The organism is Syntrophus aciditrophicus SB, assembly GCF_000013405.1.
GTDB lineage: Bacteria > Desulfobacterota > Syntrophia > Syntrophales > Syntrophaceae > Syntrophus > Syntrophus aciditrophicus.
On sequence record NC_007759.1, the window covers coordinates 1,028,977 to 1,050,789 of the forward strand.

The 21,813-nt window shown below is 45.9% G+C and carries 16 protein-coding genes, 1 tRNA gene and 2 pseudogenes; 6 read left to right on the plus strand and 13 right to left on the minus strand.

Translation table 11 applies throughout. The features are described 5' to 3' along the window. The 3 genes from SYN_RS15130 (at window position 1) to SYN_RS04715 (ending at window position 1,192) form a co-directional block, all read left to right on the plus strand. A complete protein-coding gene (locus SYN_RS15130; RefSeq protein ID WP_011416904.1) occupies window positions 1–534 on the plus strand; it encodes a hypothetical protein in 534 nt (177 codons plus the stop codon). A gap of 25 nt (window positions 535–559) precedes the next feature. Then, window positions 560–853 (plus strand): FmdB family zinc ribbon protein, encoded by a 294-nt coding sequence (locus SYN_RS04710; protein ID WP_011416905.1) that lies wholly within the window; start codon window positions 560–562, stop codon window positions 851–853. A gap of 265 nt (window positions 854–1,118) precedes the next feature. Further along, window positions 1,119–1,192 (plus strand) — tRNA-Gln (locus tag SYN_RS04715). Between the two features lie 163 nt (window positions 1,193–1,355). Here SYN_RS04715 and SYN_RS04720 read toward each other — a convergent pair. Further along, the gene (locus SYN_RS04720) at window positions 1,356–1,562 is read right to left on the minus strand and encodes a hypothetical protein (protein WP_011416907.1); all 207 of its coding nucleotides are present in this window, start codon (window positions 1,560–1,562) and stop codon (window positions 1,356–1,358) included. Between the two features lie 164 nt (window positions 1,563–1,726). Between SYN_RS04720 and phrB the strand changes: the two genes are divergently transcribed. Further along, window positions 1,727–3,109 (plus strand): deoxyribodipyrimidine photo-lyase, encoded by a 1,383-nt coding sequence (gene phrB / locus SYN_RS04725; RefSeq protein WP_011416908.1) that lies wholly within the window; start codon window positions 1,727–1,729, stop codon window positions 3,107–3,109. A gap of 39 nt (window positions 3,110–3,148) precedes the next feature. On the opposite strand, the pseudogene SYN_RS17000 reads toward phrB, so the two are convergent. After that, a pseudogene (locus SYN_RS17000) lies at window positions 3,149–3,313 on the minus strand (hypothetical protein); the annotation flags it as partial. Between the two features lie 1,232 nt (window positions 3,314–4,545). Here SYN_RS17000 and SYN_RS04735 point away from each other — a divergent pair. Next, complete coding sequence (locus SYN_RS04735) at window positions 4,546–4,860, plus strand: hypothetical protein (RefSeq protein ID WP_011416912.1); 315 nt, start codon at window positions 4,546–4,548, stop codon at window positions 4,858–4,860. A 253-nt stretch (window positions 4,861–5,113) separates the two neighbouring features. Here the strand turns inward: SYN_RS04735 and SYN_RS04740 are convergent, their stop codons facing one another. The 9 genes and pseudogenes from SYN_RS04740 to SYN_RS04785 form a co-directional block, all read right to left on the minus strand. Next, window positions 5,114–5,659, minus strand: coding sequence for a hypothetical protein (locus SYN_RS04740; RefSeq protein WP_041584728.1), 546 nt, complete (start codon window positions 5,657–5,659; stop codon window positions 5,114–5,116). 77 nt (window positions 5,660–5,736) lie between these two features. Beyond that, entirely contained in the window at window positions 5,737–6,987 is a 1,251-nt protein-coding gene (locus SYN_RS04745) for an IS256 family transposase (RefSeq protein ID WP_041584729.1), read from the minus strand. A 99-nt stretch (window positions 6,988–7,086) separates the two neighbouring features. Further along, window positions 7,087–8,049, minus strand: coding sequence for a hypothetical protein (locus tag SYN_RS04750; RefSeq protein ID WP_011416915.1), 963 nt, complete (start codon window positions 8,047–8,049; stop codon window positions 7,087–7,089). Window positions 8,050–8,089: 40 nt separating this feature from the next. Then, a complete protein-coding gene (locus tag SYN_RS04755; RefSeq protein WP_041584730.1) occupies window positions 8,090–9,343 on the minus strand; it encodes an ankyrin repeat domain-containing protein in 1,254 nt (417 codons plus the stop codon). 263 nt (window positions 9,344–9,606) lie between these two features. Further along, window positions 9,607–10,491 carry a hypothetical protein gene (locus SYN_RS04760; RefSeq protein WP_011416918.1) on the minus strand — a complete coding sequence of 295 codons (885 nt, stop codon included), beginning with the start codon at window positions 10,489–10,491 and terminating at the stop codon, window positions 9,607–9,609. Window positions 10,492–12,299: 1,808 nt separating this feature from the next. Continuing rightward, window positions 12,300–12,731 (minus strand): DMT family transporter, encoded by a 432-nt coding sequence (locus SYN_RS15700; RefSeq protein WP_083756439.1) that lies wholly within the window; start codon window positions 12,729–12,731, stop codon window positions 12,300–12,302. Window positions 12,732–12,766: 35 nt separating this feature from the next. Then, window positions 12,767–13,878 (minus strand): annotated as a pseudogene (locus SYN_RS15705) (IS3 family transposase). Window positions 13,879–14,373: 495 nt separating this feature from the next. Next, window positions 14,374–14,523 carry a cold shock domain-containing protein gene (locus SYN_RS15710; RefSeq protein ID WP_083756440.1) on the minus strand — a complete coding sequence of 50 codons (150 nt, stop codon included), beginning with the start codon at window positions 14,521–14,523 and terminating at the stop codon, window positions 14,374–14,376. Window positions 14,524–14,934: 411 nt separating this feature from the next. Continuing rightward, window positions 14,935–15,333 (minus strand): hypothetical protein, encoded by a 399-nt coding sequence (locus tag SYN_RS04785; RefSeq protein ID WP_041584734.1) that lies wholly within the window; start codon window positions 15,331–15,333, stop codon window positions 14,935–14,937. A 428-nt stretch (window positions 15,334–15,761) separates the two neighbouring features. Between SYN_RS04785 and glgP the strand changes: the two genes are divergently transcribed. Next, entirely contained in the window at window positions 15,762–18,314 is a 2,553-nt protein-coding gene (glgP, locus tag SYN_RS04790) for an alpha-glucan family phosphorylase (protein WP_011416927.1), read from the plus strand. A gap of 603 nt (window positions 18,315–18,917) precedes the next feature. Here glgP and SYN_RS15135 read toward each other — a convergent pair. Continuing rightward, a complete protein-coding gene (locus tag SYN_RS15135; RefSeq protein ID WP_011416929.1) occupies window positions 18,918–19,415 on the minus strand; it encodes an ATP-binding protein in 498 nt (165 codons plus the stop codon). 1,081 nt (window positions 19,416–20,496) lie between these two features. After that, window positions 20,497–21,747, minus strand: coding sequence for an IS256 family transposase (locus SYN_RS04810; RefSeq protein WP_041584729.1), 1,251 nt, complete (start codon window positions 21,745–21,747; stop codon window positions 20,497–20,499). Window positions 21,748–21,813: the final 66 nt, after the last annotated feature.

Consider the following 21,813-nt stretch of genomic DNA (forward strand, 5'->3'; position numbering starts at 1 on the left):
ATGAGGGGAAGGTATTTCAATCCGTCGCAGATGTCTCTGGCTAAAGCAGTGTTTGGCCACGCGGAAAAGCTCGTGGGCAGCTACTACCGGTTAGGGCAAGACGCATTCCGGGCGTACCGGTACGATATCCGAACCCTGATTCAGTTGGAATCTCATGAAATTAAAGAATGCGCCTTTGCTCATCTCTGCCGTTACCGGTATGAGAAACACGATCATCAGGGTGTCTCGAAAAGCTTTTTCTTTTACCGGGTCTGCCTGCAGGACAACCGGATTCTGGATGCCGTGGAACGGGCAAACTCCTTTATCAAGCTTTCTCCCCTGATGCTTTATATCGCGGCGCACGAACTGGTCCATGTCATCCGTTTCGACGATGGACATTTCAACTTTGAGGCCCCGGAGGAAGAAAAAAGCCGGGAAGAGGATATCGTTCATGCCATCACCCGACAGATTATGCAGCCAGTGATGCATCACGACCTTAATCTTGTGCTGGACTGCTTCAGCAATCAATACAAAATTGGAGATATATTCCATTAAAAGATAAATGATGGAGGTTTAAGGTATGCCGATTTATGAATACAAGTGCCGGAAATGTGGCAGGGAATTCGAGGTTTTTCAGAAAATCACGGAAGCGCCGGTTCAGCAGTGTCAATTCTGCCAGGGAAGTGTTGAGAAAATGATCTCTCTATCTTCCTTTCACCTGTCGGGTTCAGGATGGTATGTAACCGATTACGGCGGAAAGAAATCCTGCGCGCTGGAGTCCAGACAGAAAGAGGCGGCCGGTTCTTCCAGCGAGACCCCTTCGTGCGGTGGTGGCGATTCATCCTGTTGCGCCGGATGCAAGGCAGCCGAATAAAAATCTCATCAGAATCAGCAGTGAGTCACAAATCCCTTTTCAATCCGGGGGAAATCGCCGATGGGTTGAAAAGGGATTTTTCTCGTGCCGCATTGATTATACAAGGCCGTTATTCCTATACTTCCTTCCACAAAAAACAGCTTTTCATCCGTGTTGTTTTTGAGAAATTTGTTGACATACAAAATCAATCACATTATATTGCAACCCGCCTGCAGGAATTACACTGAAGCAGGGTTGGAGAACCGATCTTTTTAACAGACCGCACTGGGGAATCGTTCAATGGTAGGACAACGGACTCTGACTCCGTGAATATAGGTTCGAATCCTGTTTCCCCAGCCAAATAAAATCAAGAGCTTAGCTATTTATGGTTAAGCTCTTTTTTGTTTCTTAAGCATTTTGTTCCCACATTTATTTTTAATGGCTGTCCAGTCATTAGAAATGGTCGGGATAAATTGGACGGGTAACAGGGATTTATAAGTGTGAAGCTGTTCTTGGTTTAGTTTCATGCCGCAACTTCATGGGACACCATATTTCGGCAGCCTTTTTCATTCTTGAAGTAATCAATATACCACTTATACCACTCAGCGACTTCATTCTCGATCGCCGTCTGCAGCATCCGACAAGTGCCTTCTCGGATAATCAACTCCAAGACGCTTTTTGAATCTTCTTTGACTTGCTTTTCCAAAACATCACGTTCATTATTCTCCATGGGTGTATCCTTTCCTCTCCCTCTACCTAAGGGGGCTCGTTTCTGAATTAAACGTTGGGAGGATACGCCTTCTTTCTATTCTGTCCACAACGTTGGCTTATCTCTCGTTGGGAAAAAGCAAAGGCCGCTGTGAAATGTAGTTATTACCATCTGAAAGGATCATCATGATTCAGAAGGAAAGAGTTAAATCGCTGAATAAGGCAGAGTTGAAAAAAGGAAAGTATGTCCTGTATTGGATGCAGGCCTCTCAGAGAGAGACATGTAATCACGCTCTGGAATACGCAATCCGAAAAGCCAATGCGCTTTGCCAACCTGTAGTTGTTTTTTTCGGTATTGTCGACGATTTCCCAGAAGCTAATGAACGGCACTACTTTTTTATGCTGGAGGGCCTTTGTGATGCGAAGCGCACCCTTGAGAAAAGAGGTATTCAACTTGTAATTCAACACTGCTCACCGGAACTTGGAGTTGTAATGATGAGCCGGGATGCTTCTCTGGTAGTTGTGGACAGAGGGTATCTTCGAATACAAAAAGCTTGGAGAAACGTCGCGGCTGCTTCCATGGATTGTCCTCTAATTCAGGTTGAAAGTGATGTGGTAGTTCCTATTGAAGAAACTTCGTCCAAGGAGGAATATTCTGCAGCAACAATCCGAAAAAAAATCCACCAAAAATTGAATCAGTACCTGATTTCTCTGGAAGAAACCAAACCAATGGCCGATTCTCTTTCTCTCGATTTTGAATCTTTTCCCATCGATGATGTGGAAAGAGCCATCTTGCGCCTCGATATTGACCGGAGCGTTAAATGTGTCAGCTTTTTTCGAGGAGGCTTTGAGGAGGGCAGGAAGCATCTTGATGTGTTCATTGATCAGAAACTGGAGCATTATGCTGAACACAGAAATGACCCAACTCTGGACTGTCTCTCCCTCATGAGCCCCTATCTTCATTTCGGACAGATATCACCTCTGTACATCGCGCTGAGGATCTTGAACTCTGGCAGAACCAGCAGTGAGGCCTATCTTGAGGAACTCATTGTCAGACGAGAGTTGGGCATCAACTTCGTATTCTACAATACACATTATGATACATTTGAATGCCTCCCAGGCTGGGCGAAAAAAAGTCTGAGGACTCATGAGAAGGACCAACGGCCCTATCATTACTCTCGCAAGGAATTAGAGGATGGGAAAACACATGATCCGTATTGGAACGCCGCGCAGAAAGAGATGGTGTTGAAGGGAAAGATGCACGGTTATATGAGAATGTATTGGGGAAAAAAAATTATCGAGTGGTGTGAGACTCCTGAAGAAGCTTTCCATACCGCGATATATCTCAACAACAAGTACGAGTTGGATGGAAGGGAGCCCAATGGTTTTATGGGCGTTGCATGGTGTTTCGGGAAGCATGACCGCCCCTGGAGGGAACGAAACATTTTCGGTAACGTCAGATACATGAATGACAGGGGGCTAAAGAGAAAATTTGATGCCGACGGGTACGTGAAACTAAGCGCGCAATGGGAAGACCAAGGTGCTTTAATTCCCAATCAGTTAGAATAATTTACGTTGAGATGAACCACAGGAGGCAATAATATTGAACTAAGCGAATACTTTGAGCAGACAAAAGTTGCTTCCATCATCCACGGAGGCAATCCGGATGGATTTGCGTGAAACGCCCAATCCAATCTCCGGTTCCGGACAAACTGGGTAGAACAACACATCAGCTTTCAGCCTGTCCACAGAAGGCGCATCGATCATCCCACCATCATAACGGCAATATTAAAAAACAAGGCATTTACTGATCACGACGGGTTTGGGAAAATTTTTCCATCATGATCACTCAAATGGTTTAATGTGCCGGAATCAGGAAAAACAAATTTTTTATTTTCATGATTAAACGCCTTCGTAAGCTCGCGATTGATGATAGGATTCGGCGCCCATATGTTATTGGTCCGGACAGCGACTTGTTGCATAATGTCTCATTGATTGCGGTGTTTAAATCCCCTATGGCGATCCAGCTCATGCATTGATACCCCGAATCCAGCGCCACACCAAGACCAACTTTGAACCAAGGCAGCAATCTGCACAGTATGTCCCTCTCACCGCTGAGCACAAGGCTGATGCGAAGATGGGCAACGCGTATCCCTACACCTCGAGCAACCAATGCGGCAGCCTCCCAATTCCGGGCCTGTATCAACCAGAAAGCCTTTTCCGGCTGGGCTGGTCTCGCCAAAAATAACGCTCCCGCAATCCCCATAGATACCGATACCGGAAGATGTCAGAAACACCTCCGGATGCGGGTTTAAGCTGGCGACCGTCCTGGCCGACAGCAAGGTGCAGTCGATGCGGCCGGAGCGGAACTTCTCTTTATTTGCTTTGTTGTCTATCGCCTATAGGTGATGTTGTCCCGGGAAAGATTGATTACGGCATCGATTTTCTCGCATCGGCAGGCAGGTTAATGATGCACTGTCTCAGGTTCCAGAATACACCTTGTTTCGATTGATCGCGCACCAGGCTGATGATCGACCTCGTGCCTCGTTATACGGCGCCAGTTCCGAGCCTATGAACTCTGAAAAACCTGAGATAAAATCTTCATTGCCATTTCCCCATATTTCTTATCTGGTCCCTATGGAGCGCATACACCCCCTGATTCCATCCGAGTTATTGAGACGGTGATTAAAGCTCTAAACAATCGACACCATTGCGGTCAGTACAATGTTAAAGAAATCTCTTGTACAAATTTATGTATTTATTTTCCTGAGCAATAAATGAAGGTAGGAAACGGAAAGGCAGATCAACAAAGCGCACGGAGGAACTCATCAGGGATATCGAAGTGCTGGCTCGGATAGGACCTCTTCGGAAGGGAATAGTCGATAATGTAATGATTTCAAAAAGTATGATCATCGAATAGAAAAGAAAAATACTTGTCTTTTACGAGAGGTTTAAAAAAGACAGATAATTAGTTGTTTCCAGACAGGAAAGGAGGGCAGGTCGTTATGAAAATATGGTTAGCGGTGGGATGTGCAGTACTGTTTATCGTTGCATCGGTATCTCCTGTTTTTGCCGCATCGGCTGTGGAATACGTAGTCATCGGCAGCAAAGGTGCGACCGGCAACGGTGGTTCAGGAAAGGCTCTGAATAGAAAGTTCAGCAAGGTGAGTGAAAAGATGAGCCAGCACAAACCATCATCAAGGGCATTGAGACCAAATACCTCGCCAAGTGGTGCTGGAAAAATGAGGGATGAAGAGAGTAAGACGATAACCTTGGTTCCAGCTATTGGAGGAGCTTTAGATCCAGAAACAGGGCTATAGCGTCGTTTATTTTCATGGGTTCTGCCTCCTTCGATCCTGTCTGGCCGTATTTCGGGCGGAGCATATGATAATGCCGGAGAGGCTGATAAAGAGTCCTTAAAGGAAGGAAATGATTGATATCAAGATCATTTTGCAAGAATGCATCTGCGACGCCACACTCCCATGGTATAAAGACAATTAAACATTACGGGTTAAAATTGATTATAGAAATATAATATGGCAAGGCCAGGTAAGGAAAGGGGGTGAGTAATTGTCACCAACCCTGATAAGTATAATTAAATGCTACCGACTGATATCCAAGAACTAACGCCAGTCCAATCCCCATTTTTTTGCTGAATATTGATTCATCAGGAAAATCGATCATAATGACTGGTGTTATGATATTTATAAATCTGTATTCGCAGACAGATGTACTGTCCATCCTAATCTGATACATTATAGCTCCTGATGGGTCCTCTATCCGTTTCAGTATTGCGACTTGCCGCCCGTATTCATCGAGGACTGCCCATCCGGCAGGGCCATTTCTGAAAGTTCCGATTTTTTCCCTTGTCGCTATGCTTGTCATCTCGAAATTATTTGGCCAACGGATAAAATGTTTTCCGCTGATTAAAAGTATCTCAGATCGTGCTTTGTTCACTTCATAAACTACTATATCTCTCGTAACAGGATTCAATGCATTCATTCGTGCGGTAAAAACCACGTTATTGCTGGAATCGTAAACATCAAAATCTTTATAGAACGGGTTTGAAAAGAACTTATATTTAACCAAATACCATTTATCCTTGAACCTTTCATCCATCTCCACAAGTCTGCCAATGAGATATTGTCAAATGTTGTGGATGATATCTTTTCTCAGCGTATCCTTCTCAGCCAAAATTAAGCCGCTTCTTGCATGATGAGGCCGTCAACAAACCGGATTCCTTCAATGACCTTTCCGATAAGTTGATGCCCTTTGATTCTCTGCCAGGTTTTTTCCGCTTCCATTGCCAGCTTGAAAACCATGGTCAGCGTTGCTAACCGTGATCCACAGCCTTTTGTCCGATTTGTGCGCAGCCTGACCGTGGCAAAAGTGGATTCAATAGGATTGGTAGACCGGATATGACGCCAGTGCTCTGCGGGGAAATCATAAAACGCGAAAAGACTGTTCGTATCCTTCTCTAAGCAGTTGCAAGCCCTTTCATATTTCGCCTGATACTGTGACAGAAAATGATGAAAGGCCTTGAGGGCTTCCTCTTTTGTTGGCGCCATGTACATGTCCCGGATATGCACCTTGGCTCTCGGCTGAATACTCTTGGGCATCTTATCCAGAATATTAGCAGTCTTATGAACCCAGCAACGTTGCTCTATTGTTTCCGGAAATTCCTCCCGCAGGGCTGCCCAGAATCCCAGACCTCCATCGCCCACTGCCAACTTGGGACCTTCTTTAAGACCCCTGTGCTTGAGATCGCCCAGCATCTCCTGCCAGGCTTGTTTGCTTTCCCGATAGCCATCGAGAATGGAGACGAGTTCTTTCTTCCCGTTTTCCAATGTTCCCATAATGATCAGGATGCATTGCCGCTTATTCTCGGCATCTTCCAAACGAACATTGAAGTAAATGCCGTCTGCCCAGAAATAAACATATCGTTTGGAGGAAAGATCTCGTCTGGCCCAGTCTTTATAATCCTGCTCCCAGAGCCTCTTCAGCCGGACGATATTGGTCGCGGAAAGCCCCGATGCATTCTTCCCCAATATGGATTCCAGCACCTTGCTGAAATCTCCCGTGGAGATTCCTTTAAGATACAGTGCTGGGATTAAGGCATCAACCGAGGGAATCCGGCGCATATATCTCGGCAGAATATTGCTCGTAAAAAGCTGATCTTCTCTTTTGTCATGAATCCTGGGCTGTTTTAGCTTTAAGGGGCCGATACCTGTTACGATCTCTCTTTCAGGCAAGGAACCGTTTCTCACAACTAACCGCCTGTTCCTGGAGTCTTTTTCATTCTTAAAGCGGTCAATGTACTCGCTTACTTCGTTCTCAATCGCCGCCTGCAACATCCGGCAGGCTCCTTCTCGGATAATCAGTTCCAGGACGTTCTTTGCTTCTTCTTTAACTTGCTTTTCCCAATAATCGCGGTCATTATTCTCCACGGGCGTATCCTTTCCTCCCCTTCTTGCTAAAGGGGCTTCGTTTTTTGGATTAAACGTTTGGAGGATACGCCTTCTTTCTATCCTGTCCACAACTTTGGGTTATATCTCTCTGCCAATATGCTTTCCCTGAGTCGGTTCCGATGTGAGCGTCTCTTGGTGAACATGCATAGGCAGTCTTTCCGGCATATGCATTGGGACTTGTTCCGTAAAGGGCCTTACTGTTTCGTTTTCATCCGGCAATGACCTTTGCTGAGCTTGTCGGATCAATATCGCCGCACAGATAAAAAAGCCAGGCAGAAGCCAGACAAAATGCCAGACAAGCGGGGAAAAGTCTTCGATCTGACCAGTCAGCCAAGTAAGAATTTGCGTATTTTCGGTAGCAAATTGCTCGGTTAACCCTCCTGCGACAGATTGTATGCCTGCATCAAAAAGATTCAGAGTAAAAAAAAGGCCTGACAGAAAGGCAATTTGGAGACTAATGGAGCGAAGAAGCACACGTGAAATGTTTTCTATGCCCAGCAGGAGATACCCCAATGTGACAAAGGCTCCCACACAGAAGGAGAAGGCCACCAGAAGTGCCATGCATGGAGCCATTAGTATGCCGAGAGCAGGGATAAGGTGAAGTCCTGAAAGTTCCCCCCCCTTTCTGAGTCCTTCCCAAACACCCAATCGTTCCAAGAGTTGGATAGTCTCTTGAAACAAACGGGGAAGAGGGTATGCAAAAACGACAGCAAGGGCTCCATGAACGAGCAGAATAATGATTACCAAGAAAAGCCATGGCTGGAAATTTCCTCCCTTCGCACCTAAGGGAGAGGTCAGAATCCTGTTCCTCATCCAACGAAGAGACCATGCCAGACCTCCGAAAATGAGGAAGATGATCGTCAACCGGCGAAAGAAGGTAAAAAAAGCAAGCAGGATAAAATTCCGTGGATCAGACGATCCTGGTTCCAGTTCGCCAATAAGCCACGTCATCGTCCCAGCAATACCGATTGAGAGGACGATCCAGTTCTCAATTGCGATAGGAAACAGAAGAAGCTTACCGGCAAGAGTCTTTAGAGTCATTTTCCGCTCAACGCCAACTAAATCATTTTTAGGATTATTTTTATTTTATCCCCCCCCGACTTTTGAGAATCTCGACGATTTCGAGATCCACTTTCGAACCACCCCAGGTATCATATAATGGTGTATTACCTTCCAGATTTCGGGCATTGACATCTGCCCCCAGAGAAACAAGCGCTTCGACCATTTTTTTATCCTTGTTCGTTACGGCCCAGTGCAGGGGCGTGTAGCCGTATTTGTCTTTGGCATTGATGTCCATTCCCTTGCTTAAGAACAAATCCAACATTTCCAGATCTCCTTCACGCATCGCATAATGCAACAGAGTCCACCCCTTTGCATCCCGACAGCTTAAATCTGCACCGTATTTCAATAGTATCCTGACCGTTTCCGTTCTTTCTTTCGCGTCGATGTTATACCCTTGCATCGACAGAGAAAGCATGAGAGGGGTTTGACCCTTGGAATCCAGTGCGTTGACGGGAGCGCCCTTAGAGCAAAACCATTCCACCATGTCGTTGCGGTTCCTCATAGCGGCTTGGTGCAGAGGGGTTCTTCCCGCATATCCCTTCGCGTCAAGCTTTGCGCCATGAGCGATAAGTATTTGCGCAATTTCTTTATCTTCAGCCAAGTGCAAAGGGGTGAATCCATCCCTGTTTTTCGCGCGCGCATCAGCCTTGTTCTCCAACAGAAGCACGAGCATATCACGGCCAGCCGTCATATTGACCGGTGCTCCGAAAGCATCTTGTGCATTTATGTCAGCTCCATTTTCGATCAGGAGCCTAGCCAGGGATGTGTGTCCGTTCAGAGCAGCCAGATGAAGAGGCCTGCTGGAATAAGATCTGTTCTCGGCATTGACATCAGCCCTGTGGGCTACGAGTATCTTTGCCACCTCCGTGTTTCCCGTGGTCGCGGCATAATGAAGCGGGGTCTGGTAAAAAACGTCTTTTGCGTTCACATCAGCACCATGGGAAAGCAGTATTTCAGCCATCACCTTGCTTTTTACCTGCCAGTTATCATGATTCTGTCCATGGCTTTCAGATTTACGGTCTATCCACAATCGGCCGAGGATTAACGGCCTGTCTGCACAGTAATGTAAAAGGGTTCTTTCATCATTATCAAGTGCTTTGACGACCGCTTGGGAACGCTTCAGGATAGACTCAAATAAGTTGATATCTCCTGTCGCTATGGCCCGTGCAGCATGCTTCATATTTGCAAATGCTTGCACTTGTGCTGCTTCTATTAAGAGCCCAACAAGCAACAACATAACCATGGCTGCGGTTTTCTTCACTGTTCGTACCATTGACATAGATTCCTTATCTAATTTCCAGCAGTTCTTCATTCACAGGCAAGTTACGTTTGAAATGTAGCATAAGGGAAAGTATTTGATAACTGGAGAGTTCGGGAAATTATTCATGGATTTTGTCTGATAAATTTTCAAAAATCTTATGTTTGCAGAATTTCGTCTGTTTCATCTACGAGTATTCATCGCCTATAATCGAACTATTTGAAGATTTTGAAAAGAAAGCAACAACAGCGAAAAAAATTAAATTAATGATTAATTTGTTATTTCGTTAAATTTCCGATATACTTCAATTCTTTCAACACCGACATAGCCTCTTCTTCTGAAAGAAGCGTCAGAATCGGCTTTAGCTCGCCAAATCCATGGGTTATTCTTAACTTTATATAATATATACGCCCTGCGGAAACATCTATGGTCAGTGTCGTTATATGCTCTCCTTGTACAGAAAAATACTTCCTTGGACTACCTGGAAGGGAATCAACGGTAATCGAATGTATCCCTGTTGGTACAATTGCCGTTACATAAGTGGATTTGCGTAATTCAGCTAACAAATTATCGGTATCATCCAGAAAAACAGCTGGTGCATGTAGCAACGGAGCGTCAGTAAATCCACCAGGACGATAGACACAGATCATAGCTTTGTCCCTTGGGATCAAAAGGGCAGAATATTCTTCAGGTCTTTTATGACTGCTTGTTTCTGGATGTTTTTCCACCCATCTAATAGCACTCTCCCTAATAGTTTCCAACGGCGATTGCGTTATAATTTCGAATTGGATTACATGTTCATTTTCATCAAATTGAACAAAAAAGACTTTAGGACTTGGAACAGAAAGAACACCACCAGAAGCACTATAACCACCTCCGATAATCCAGGGCACATAAGCTGATAGCATTTCCCACTTATAGGAAATAACTCGAATGTCTTCTATTATCGAATATGGTTTCCCGAGTTTTTCAATCACTTCCTCTCGTGTAGTAGCGCCAGTTTTAATGAAGGCAACATTTTCCCCTTTAATTTCTTTTCCTGATATAACTTCCTTCTCGGGTACAGGGATAGGAATAGCTATGCATCCTTGAATTACTACCATCAATATTATGATACTGAAAATGAGAGTTTTTTTCATCATGGAAACCAGAACTATTGACAAATCTCTCCGTTTCTAAAACGGAATCATCATGCTGATGAAATTGTAACTTACTATGTGATTATTCCCAATTGAAATGTTGTGCAGATGGAGGAAATTTGAAAAACAACTTTCAGGCAGCAATACTCAAAGTTAATCAATACCATCCTTAAAAACATCTCAGAAGCAGTAATTTTCTCACCTCTAAATTGATACCGTTTCCCCCTCAATCTTAACCATTGCCGATGACTTTTCTGTTGTCTGATCAACTTGATTACCGCAAAGCCCTGCCAACAAAAGCCAGAGCGTCTTCTCAATGTCGGAAGCGGCCGGCCTATAGCCGGATAACAATGACAAAGGATAGCAAATATCATAACGACATGCCGACAGGATTGATGACTGGCCGGGTAGAGGCTGGGTGATTGCCGCCATGAAGACCGTATTTAAGCGATCTGTGAGAAGAACTGATCGTTTGGTCAAAACGGCATCATTTTGAGGGGGTGTGGATAAGGCAGCATGAAAGACATCGTGAGAATGAAAGGTTTGATGCGCTGGCGCGTGCTATTGGCGAGTTGGATAGACTTGATTTTTTCGGCTGTGAAGCTGTGAAGAAAAAGTCCGGGATGTTATGGTGTGGTTGAAGGCGGAGAGGATGCATTAAGATTGGTTATAAAAAACCAACCCAAATTATTTTTGCACTTCGTTTTCCGCGCCAACCTCCCGGCATGACTGAATATTGGCTGGGGTTTTTCGCCTTTGCATTAAAAGGTGCAGCCGTGAGGTACGCAGAGAAAGTTAATCTGTCACGAAGGGCAAATTAGGGTTCTCACCCACGGCTGCATCACAGCTATACCGTGTCGGACAGTATTTTTCAACAAATAAGTTACATATACAGGAAAAGATGTGATGTTCTGGCGCGGGCAGCTATATGGCGAAAAAAGTATGCTTGAGAGCGCTGTACAGGGGGTAAAGTCGGGGTTACTGTCAATTCGGGTCTTGTTCACGATAATTTGTTGAGCAACGCTGATTTGATTACAATTTCGTAAATGCGCTGCGCTCCTTTCACCGGGGAAAGGGTTCACTGGGTGTATGTTCTCAAGTTCCTGCGCATACCCCCGGATATAAACCAACACGTACTTTTTCTTCTTCGAGTTTAACCATTGGCCTACAATCGACCGGATCGGCAGTTGCCACAGCATATCCAGTCGGTTCAATAAGCGGTTTCTTAGAAGATACGATAAGAATCGGGCCGAGAAAAGATGTTTTCCACGTCCTGTTCAGATAAACAGCTCAATTCCGCTTAATCCCATATCTGCCTATGCCAGTTTGCAGATGGAATATTTCCCGTAACTAATCAGGGTTGCTTTACTCTTTAAATGCGGCATTATATAGGATTGAGATTGCCTGTTATATAGGCAATCAGGTAAATCTCTATTAATTTTTCCTGTTTCGTCATTCCTCTCCACAGAAATCAATGAAGTTATAAACAAGACCTGTTGATATAGTTCCCTAATATATTGAATTCTTATAATGTTCTTTATCAACACTCTCTTCGTGGCAGTTATCAAAATGTTTTTTCCTAAGCTCAGAATCCGACTTGAAAAATATGTACGGATAACTCATGTTGACTAAGAAAGTTTGGCAGATGTGCGTTGTAGTTCAATCTGTGGAAGTTTTCAAATTTAGTCTTGGTCGGTAAACTGGCACGCTATACCATTGTCAGCCTGTTTACTTTGGGAATTTAAGCTGACAATAATTTATTTATTTAAAAACTATCTCGTGCCCCTCATGTGCCGCATCAGTCGGAAATGGAGTCAACCAGTATTTCAGTATCAGTGAATGTGCCGATGATGTATATCGGGCCAATGCACATGAGAGTGGGTTATCGGCTCATGCACATGGTAGTGGTCATGTTTGCTTTTGTATTCTTCTTCATTGTGCTCATGACGGTGATGTTCATCATGTTCGTGAGGATGAGCATGAGCAAGTCGTTCATGCTGGTGAATATGCCGGTGTACCTCGAAATAGAGAAAGAACATTCCCGAAAGCATAAGCAGCGCCGCCATCCAATATTCCACGGGTGGACGCTCTCCAAGAACGATAACGGAAAGGATGGTGCCGATAAATGGTCCTGAAGCGAACCATGTGCTGGTTCTCGCCGATCCGATTTCTCTCAAGGCATGAATGAAAAGGACCAGGCTCACTCCATAACTGAGTGCACCAATGATTAGAGAGATGGTCGGGATAAATTGGACAGGTAACAGGGGTTCATAAGTGTGAAACTGCTCCTAGTTGAGTTTCATGCCGCAGCCTGTTTCTGCGGTAGAGAATCAAAGTAAACCATAGCTGGAGTTTTCCTGTCAAAGTTCTGGTGCCATCTCTTTTCATTATAGAACGTAAAATAGGCAGCCAGTCCCTTCTTGGTTTCTGCCATCGAATTATAGGCCTTCAGGTAAATATCCTCATACTTGACGCATCTCCCCGTGTCCATCCAGCGGCCTTTACCGTCCATGCTGATCGCAATGCTCCTGGATTTAAGGGCATCTGTAAATGTTTCGGCAGTAAACTGGCTGCCCTGATCCGTATTGAAGATTTCAGGACAGCCGTATCTGGCGACGGCTTCTTCCAAAGCGTCCACACAGAAAGCACTATCTAGGGTATTGGAAAGACGCCAGGAAAGAACCATCCGGCTGGCTCAGTCCATAATTGCCACAAGATAACAGAATCCCTTTGCCATGGGAATATACGTAATATCAGTTATCCACACCTGGTTGGCCCGGTTGATCTCAAGCCTTCGGAGTAGATAGGGATATTTTACATGCTCAGGGTAAGACAGCGAAAGTCTGGGCTTGACATACAGAGCCTCGATGCCCATCCGACGCATCAGCCGGCGAACCTTGTCAAGACCCACGTTATGCTTTCTTGCCCAAAGTTCGTCGCGAATTTTACGACTCCCATAAAAAGGAAATGCCAGATGAATCTCGTCGATTTGGCGCATCAGCTCAAGGTCTTTTGCACTCACAGGCCTTGGAGTGTAGTAAAATCCGGATCTGCTCAAATCAAGCAGACGACATTGCCGTGTTATTGGGAGAGCATCTTTCCTGTTGATCATCGCTTTGCGCTCGTGTCTCCTATTCGAACGAGCGCGCCGGATAAAAAATCGTTTTCCATCGATAGCTGACCAATCTTGGCATGAAGTTCTTTTATGACAGATGATGGATCGGTCTTCTTATCCTTACCGAAAATGTCCGCGGCGTGTTCAAGGAGCTGTTTCTTCCACTCTGTAATCTGGTTCGGATGAACCTGGTATCGCTGAGAGAGTTCAACGATTGTCTGGTCGCCTCTCAGGGCTTCTAACGCCACCTTTGCCTTGAAAGCTGGTGCATGATTTCTTCTCGGTCTCTTGCTCATATGTTGCTCCTCCTTCGGGGGCATTATAGAGCAGCTTTATCACTTATGCACCTGTCCGGTTAATCCCGACCAGCTCTGCTGACAATGGCATGGTACTTTGTCTTTTACGCATTTGGCCCATTCGCTATCGAAGCTGTCGCAGTCATACAGTTAGTAACAGTATTAGGAACGAGCTTTATTTGTTCTCAGCGATTTAACGCAAAGTTTTTTCCAACAATTTTATCTTAATTGTCTTTTTATCGACTTTGTTTATTGTTGGTACCGATATTTTCCCACCTGTTACTCGCTTTGATTGGGGCGAACCTATAAATGGTTTTTATGGGAAAGTGCCAGCGGCAACTTTATATAATGATTCAAGGCTGAGCTCCAGTAAAGACGTTCCCCAGTTGACGATTGATCGTAAAGTTCTAATGTTAATATGGTTAGCTGTGATATCGGTAAATGGGATCACATGGATGATCACAAAGCCGAAAAAATGAAGAGTGTGGATTGTGTTTATAACTGGTTTGTGAGCCTATCTCCTTTGTGCAAATATTTAAAACCGTCAGATTGAATTACGGAATAATGGGCATAAGCATCCTTGCCCCCGTCTTGTTCAATATTGCCAAAAGAACCGCTAAACCATTTTACCGTTCCTTCTGGCATCTCTCAATCCTCTGCATCTATTTCTTCCTTCAAGGCGCATTTTTATGATTCATCCAATTATTACGTCGCGGCATACATTGCAGCTTCTTGAATTTTGAAATCGCTGCTTCTTTCCGCATAAGGAAGCAAAAATACCGTTTTATTGCTCAAAATAGAATCATTCAATCCGTAGAGTCTCTTCCTGCGGTTTCTTGCAATGACTTTCTTTTTGATGGATTCCGGCAAATATGATCACCCCTGCCATCCCTTTTCATTCAGTTCAGGACTCTTTTTTCAGCCTTTCCGGCATTATTCATATGCTCTGCCCAAAGACGACCAGACAGGATCGAAAGGAGGATGATGTCATGAAGATAAACGACGCCCTAACCCTTTTTCAATATCATCAACAAACATACTGACCACAACCGGATTCTAAGGCTCTTTGCTGCCGGATGAATCGCGAATTACAAAAGTGGTTGTTTCAGGATTGTAATACCCTCCGCCTTCGTCTTTGTAAAACATTCCTGTTTCTCTATCTACAGCTCCTCCAGCAGTTGGAACCAGGTCTATCGGTTTATTCTCTTCCACCCTTATTTTACCAGCAACACTTGAAGAGGTGCTTGGTCTTGATGACATCGATGATGGTGTGTCCTGGCTCATCTTTTCCCTCAACTTTTTGAACTTTTTGTTCAGAGCGTTTCCTAAGCCACTGGTGCCGGGTGCGCCTTTGCTGCCGATCATTCCATATTCCACAGCCGCTGCCGAAAAAGCAGGAGATACCGGCCCTAACATTAACAATGCCGCACAAACCACGGCTAACAATATTTTCATAACAACCTGCCCCCCTTTCTGTATAGAAACAACCGTTTCTATATAAATCTCCGACAAATCTATTGAAAGTCTTTTTTAAATCACTGGAAATGTGATGGGAGAAAATAGGTGAAGATAGAGAAAGCGCCCATATATTTAGAACTTTTACGAAACTTTCACTCAAAAAGATGACAGTACCTAAATCTCATCTTGACACAAAATCGTCATTCATATAATTATATAAAAATTAATCAAGTTCTTATCATTATCAAGGCATTGTCAATGAACGTTGTGTTTGACACTGCCCGATCCATCACGGAACAAAAATTCCTCCTGCAACATTTCATCAAAAAAGCGGATGGTAAGATGTTTATTCCTGCGCATTCGAGACGCGGAAATTTGAAGGAACCTTGTGGCTTGCCATCTGTCTGTGAGAAAGGAAATAATATATGCAACCCGGTACGCCTTTTGTCATCGAGGTCAACCCCCGCATCCCTCGCCGCCTGTCCCGGATGACCGAGTTGGCCAATAACCTCTGGTACAGTTGGGATCGGCCTACCCGTACCCTGTTCGCACTTCTGCACCCAGGCCTTTGGGATAAGGTAAATCACAATCCCAAGGCCTTCCTCAAAAGAGTGGACGAGGAGCGCCTGACAGAGGCGGCGGAAGACCACATCTTCCTGGGCAGCTACAACCGCGTGCTTTCAGCCTTTGACACGTACATGAGTGAACCCCTGCGCCGGGATATGCCCCTGGATCTTAATCCAGGTGATCTGATCGCCTATTTCTGCGCCGAGTTCGGTTTCCACGAGAGTTTTCCTGTTTATTCCGGGGGGCTGGGCATTCTGGCCGGTGATCATTGCAAGTCTGCTTCCGATCTGCGTCTGCCCTTCGTAGCAGTAGGTTTGCTGTATCGTCAGGGATACTTCTTACAGCGCATCGACAACGATGGAAATCAAATTGTCACGTATACCGATTCAGAGTTCGAGGATTTGCCGATTAAGCCTGCTCTGATTGAGGAAGAAACAGAAATCCATGTATATGTCGAGTTGCCGGGCCGTAATGTGGAGGTAAAGGTATGGGTGGCGCGTATCGGCCATGTGCGGCTGTATCTGCTGGATACCTATTTGCCCGCCAACATGGAGGAGGACCGTTACATTACCCATCAGCTCTATGGCGGAGACAAGCATACCCGCATCAAGCAGGAGATCGTTTTGGGCATCGGAGGCGTACGCGCCCTGGAGGCACTGGGATTGAATCCAACAGTTTATCATATCAATGAAGGCCATGCCGCTTTTATGATGCTGGAACGCATACGCCGTAAAGTAAAAAAAGGGCTTTCTTTCCATGCAGCCTTGGAGGCGACGGCAGCCAACACGGTGTTTACAACCCATACACCGGTGCCGGCAGGACATGACCTCTTCGAGCAGGAAATGATCTGGAGCTACTTCAGGGATTGCTTTAACGATCTGGGTGTGCAGCGCGACGAATTCATGAAGCTGGGCGGCGCGAGTCACGGCCGGGATTTTAACATGACGAAACTGGCACTCAGCGGGACACGCCACCATAATGGCGTGTCCCGAATCCACGGAAGGGTTTCCTCTAGAATTCTGTCCGATATGTGGCCTCAGGTACGTCCATGTGAGTCCCCTATGGACTTCATCACCAATGGAGTCCATGTTTCCACATTCCTTGCCAAGGAATGGCAGGACCTGTTCGACAGCATGCTGGGCTATGAATGGCGTCGACGCCAGACAGACGTCAAATTCTGGGAAAAGGTGGCGTCCATCCCGGACCATCATTTCTGGGCCGTGCACCAGGCGTTGAAGTCCCAAATGCTGTATTCGGTGCATCACCATGTCACCCAGCAGCACCTGCGCAATCACGGGTCCGACGCTCATCTTGTGCGTATGCTCAAGTTCGCCAATCCCCTTGATCCCAACGTATTGACCATTGGTTTCGCCCGCCGTTTCGCCACTTACAAGCGAGCTGCATTGATATTTGAGAACATGGACTGGCTGCGTTCCGTCGTCAAGGATGCAGACCGGCCCGTACTTTTCATTTTTGCGGGCAAGGCCCATCCGGCTGACAAGCCCGGACAGGAACTCATCCGCCGCATATTTGATATTTCGCGCTGGCCGGAATTTGAAGGAAAAATACTCATGGTTGAAGGATACGACATGGGCTTCGCCCGCCGGTTGGTTGCCGGCTGCGATGTGTGGTTGAACACCCCCATATATCCTCTTGAAGCATCCGGTACCTCGGGAATGAAGGCAGCCATGAACGGCGTGATCAACCTGTCGGTTGCAGATGGCTGGTGGGAGGAGGGTTACGACGGCAGCAACGGCTGGGCCATCAAGCCTGCCCCTGAATATTTCGACGAAACCCGCCGCGACCAGGAGGACAGCCGCGACCTTTACGAGCTGCTGCAGGATCAGGTCATTCCAACATATTACCGTCGCCACGAACTGGGTTTTTCCGATGAGTGGGTCAGCATGGCCAAGCGTTCCATCATTACCCTTTTGCCGCGTTTCAGTTCGGCCCGTATGGTCATGGAATACGTGAACAAGTTTTATGGACGCGCTTCACGCCAGTGGAGGCATTATTCCGAAAACGGATTTGCTGCCGCTCAACATCTTGCCAGCTGGAAAGCCAGAGTGCGGCAGGCATGGAGTGGCGTCAATTTGCGCCGCCTTGATGATCCCCGGAACCGCATCTGTTTCGGCGAAAGCACAGCTCTTAAGGTGGCAGTCGATCTGAACGGACTGATGCATGAAGACGTGAGGGTGGAGGTGCTTATTGGCCGTGCTTCCAAACAGGGCGAGGACAGCAATGTGCAGGCGGCATTGATGAAACCGGATGGCTGTGCTGGCAAGGAATGTCTGTTCAGTCTGGAGTTTACACCGGGGATTTGCGGCAAACTGCTCTATAGAATAAGGGTGTATCCCTATCATGAATCTCTGACCCACCCGTTCGAAATGGGCTTGATGATGTGGCTGTGATCCACACGAAAATTCTAAGCGATAAGCTTGCTCTGATTGATATCACTTAGATGATTTCCGGATTGAGGGATTTCCACTTCTTAATATTTCACCGGTTTTCGACTCGGTTGCGCAGGCTGTGCAACTGCCAGGGCGGTACGTTTTTTTCAGCCTTTCCCTAAAAGGATTTTGAGGGGCCCTGAATCGGCAGTGATTCAGTGGTGAACAATGCTGCAATATCCGTTTTTTCATCCTTCTCCTATGTCTGTTGTGACGATCCGAAGATCGTTGTTGTTTCCTCGAAAATCCTCACACCAGCAATTTCCCTCATACCCATCCGAATCGCCATATTCATTTTCTTGATGTCAGGAAGACAGTATCCCTTTGGCGCAAGGGTGAGGTTTCTGATTTCCACCTTCCAAGTCTTTTTCCGATGTGCCGATGTTCCGGGTTCGGTTCGGGTCACGGAAGATTGCTTTGGGAGAATCGGTATGTGAACAACCGGGGTTGTGAGGACCTTTGTGTTCCTGCCTGCTTTTGGGATCTTACTGTCAATGGGAAAGTAAAAGTATACCAGTTTTGGGAAAATAAAAATGTACCAACCCTTTATTCTGGATAAATGGTTCATGATGACAGATTGTTTACGGAATCATCTCCTCGCTGGTTGTAAATCTGTTTGCTGAAGGCATGTTCTTTTAACCGATAGCTGTGTCCCTTGATGTTGATCACCTTGCTGTGATGGTGCAGCCTGTCCTGAATGGCCGAGACAATTACGGGATCTCCAAAGAGTTCCTGCCAGTCGATGAAGCTCTTGTTTGAGGTGATAATGGCATAGCTCTTCTCATAACAGAAAGAGATGATCGAAGAGGTTTCGATCCGCCTCTTTTCCCTGGCCGCCACTTCCTCTTCCAGGAGGCGATCCAGGAAAGAGAGATGCGAAACCCGATCTTCCTTGGAATGAGTTACGATGGTATCCAGAACCTTTGCAGCCCTGGTCAGCTTGATACGTTTGAGATTGTCCTGGAGGCAATCGTGGTTTAATTGTTCGAATCCGCTTGTCGTTACATTTAAAACCCGACACAAAAGCACAACAGGATAGGCGAGTTGAAATTCCCTGATCATCGCGAACCGTGCAGCGGCTCCCTGGCAAAGTACCCGGCTGCTTTCCTAAGAAACTTCTACATACAGAATTTCGGGGACAGGAATGGCAACAAGCTTGTATCCCAGCCGTTTAACCCTTTTTTAAGGTTCAACAATACACGATTACGGTATTGAGTTTCATAGTATTCGGCTCCGGGCTCGACATAATACCTGCCACACTTCATCATTGAATAGAATAGAACTGCCAATTTTCTTTCATTGGCTGTAAAAGCTTTCACTTTACCGACCCGCCCAGCCAACCTTCTGTAAAAAGAACCTGATGCTGTTTCAGTTTTTTCATGGCATTTTCTATACGGATATCACATTCCCTGATACGCCCCTCGTAAAAGTCTCAGAGTTCAGCTGATTGCTTCAATGTAAAAAAAATGCTCCTTACGATAATTTCCGGTAGGAACTGCTGTTATTGTTTTCTCGGACTCCTTGCAGCGAATGTCTCTGTGTGGGTTGCCAATTTGGCAGCGCGCCGTTCTCCCTCTTGATAATATCTCGGATAATTTTCACCCGGTTGCCCCTGTTATATCGGATACTACATGATGAAGCTGTAAGTTCATCTGCATGAGGGCTTTCTGCATATGCTGGATATGAGCCGCCGAATATTCGATGAGTCGCTCCCCGTGGCGGAGATAGGCTCGAAGGCTGGCAATATGCTCGCTTGTACGAAAACTGGCCCTCAACGACCCGAATCGATGCAACCTCTGGAGCCATTGATTATGTCTTTCTCTCCGGATTGCCGCGACAATTCCCTGTCCCACAGAATATCTTGAATAATCCCTATTGATCCCATACACCCTTATCCCAGTTTGCATGTGGGATTATTCCCGTAACCAATCCGTATTGCTATATTCTCAAAGTATGACATTATATTTAATTAAATATTGCCTGCTTGACAGGCAATCGTGCAAGATGATTTTATTTATTCTGGAATTGCGAGAAGGGTAGTGTAAAACATTTTGTGTGAAATTTCAGGTGCCGGTGAAGGGTAGGAGATATTGTCAAATGTTGTGGATGATATCTTTTCTCAGCGTATCCTTCTCAGCCAAAATTAAGCCGCTTCTTGCATGATGAGGCCGTCAACAAACCGGATTCCTTCAATGACCTTTCCGATAAGTTGATGCCCTTTGATTCTCTGCCAGGTTTTTTCCGCTTCCATTGCCAGCTTGAAAACCATGGTCAGCGTTGCTAACCGTGATCCACAGCCTTTTGTCCGATTTGTGCGCAGCCTGACCGTGGCAAAAGTGGATTCAATAGGATTGGTAGACCGGATATGACGCCAGTGCTCTGCGGGGAAATCATAAAACGCGAAAAGACTGTTCGTATCCTTCTCTAAGCAGTTGCAAGCCCTTTCATATTTCGCCTGATACTGTGACAGAAAATGATGAAAGGCCTTGAGGGCTTCCTCTTTTGTTGGCGCCATGTACATGTCCCGGATATGCACCTTGGCTCTCGGCTGAATACTCTTGGGCATCTTATCCAGAATATTAGCAGTCTTATGAACCCAGCAACGTTGCTCTATTGTTTCCGGAAATTCCTCCCGCAGGGCTGCCCAGAATCCCAGACCTCCATCGCCCACTGCCAACTTGGGACCTTCTTTAAGACCCCTGTGCTTGAGATCGCCCAGCATCTCCTGCCAGGCTTGTTTGCTTTCCCGATAGCCATCGAGAATGGAGACGAGTTCTTTCTTCCCGTTTTCCAATGTTCCCATAATGATCAGGATGCATTGCCGCTTATTCTCGGCATCTTCCAAACGAACATTGAAGTAAATGCCGTCTGCCCAGAAATAAACATATCGTTTGGAGGAAAGATCTCGTCTGGCCCAGTCTTTATAATCCTGCTCCCAGAGCCTCTTCAGCCGGACGATATTGGTCGCGGAAAGCCCCGATGCATTCTTCCCCAATATGGATTCCAGCACCTTGCTGAAATCTCCCGTGGAGATTCCTTTAAGATACAGTGCTGGGATTAAGGCATCAACCGAGGGAATCCGGCGCATATATCTCGGCAGAATATTGCTCGTAAAAAGCTGATCTTCTCTTTTGTCATGAATCCTGGGCTGTTTTAGCTTTAAGGGGCCGATACCTGTTACGATCTCTCTTTCAGGCAAGGAACCGTTTCTCACAACTAACCGCCTGTTCCTGGAGTCTTTTTCATTCTTAAAGCGGTCAATGTACTCGCTTACTTCGTTCTCAATCGCCGCCTGCAACATCCGGCAGGCTCCTTCTCGGATAATCAGTTCCAGGACGTTCTTTGCTTCTTCTTTAACTTGCTTTTCCCAATAATCGCGGTCATTATTCTCCACGGGCGTATCCTTTCCTCCCCTTCTTGCTAAAGGGGCTTCGTTTTTTGGATTAAACGTTTGGAGGAT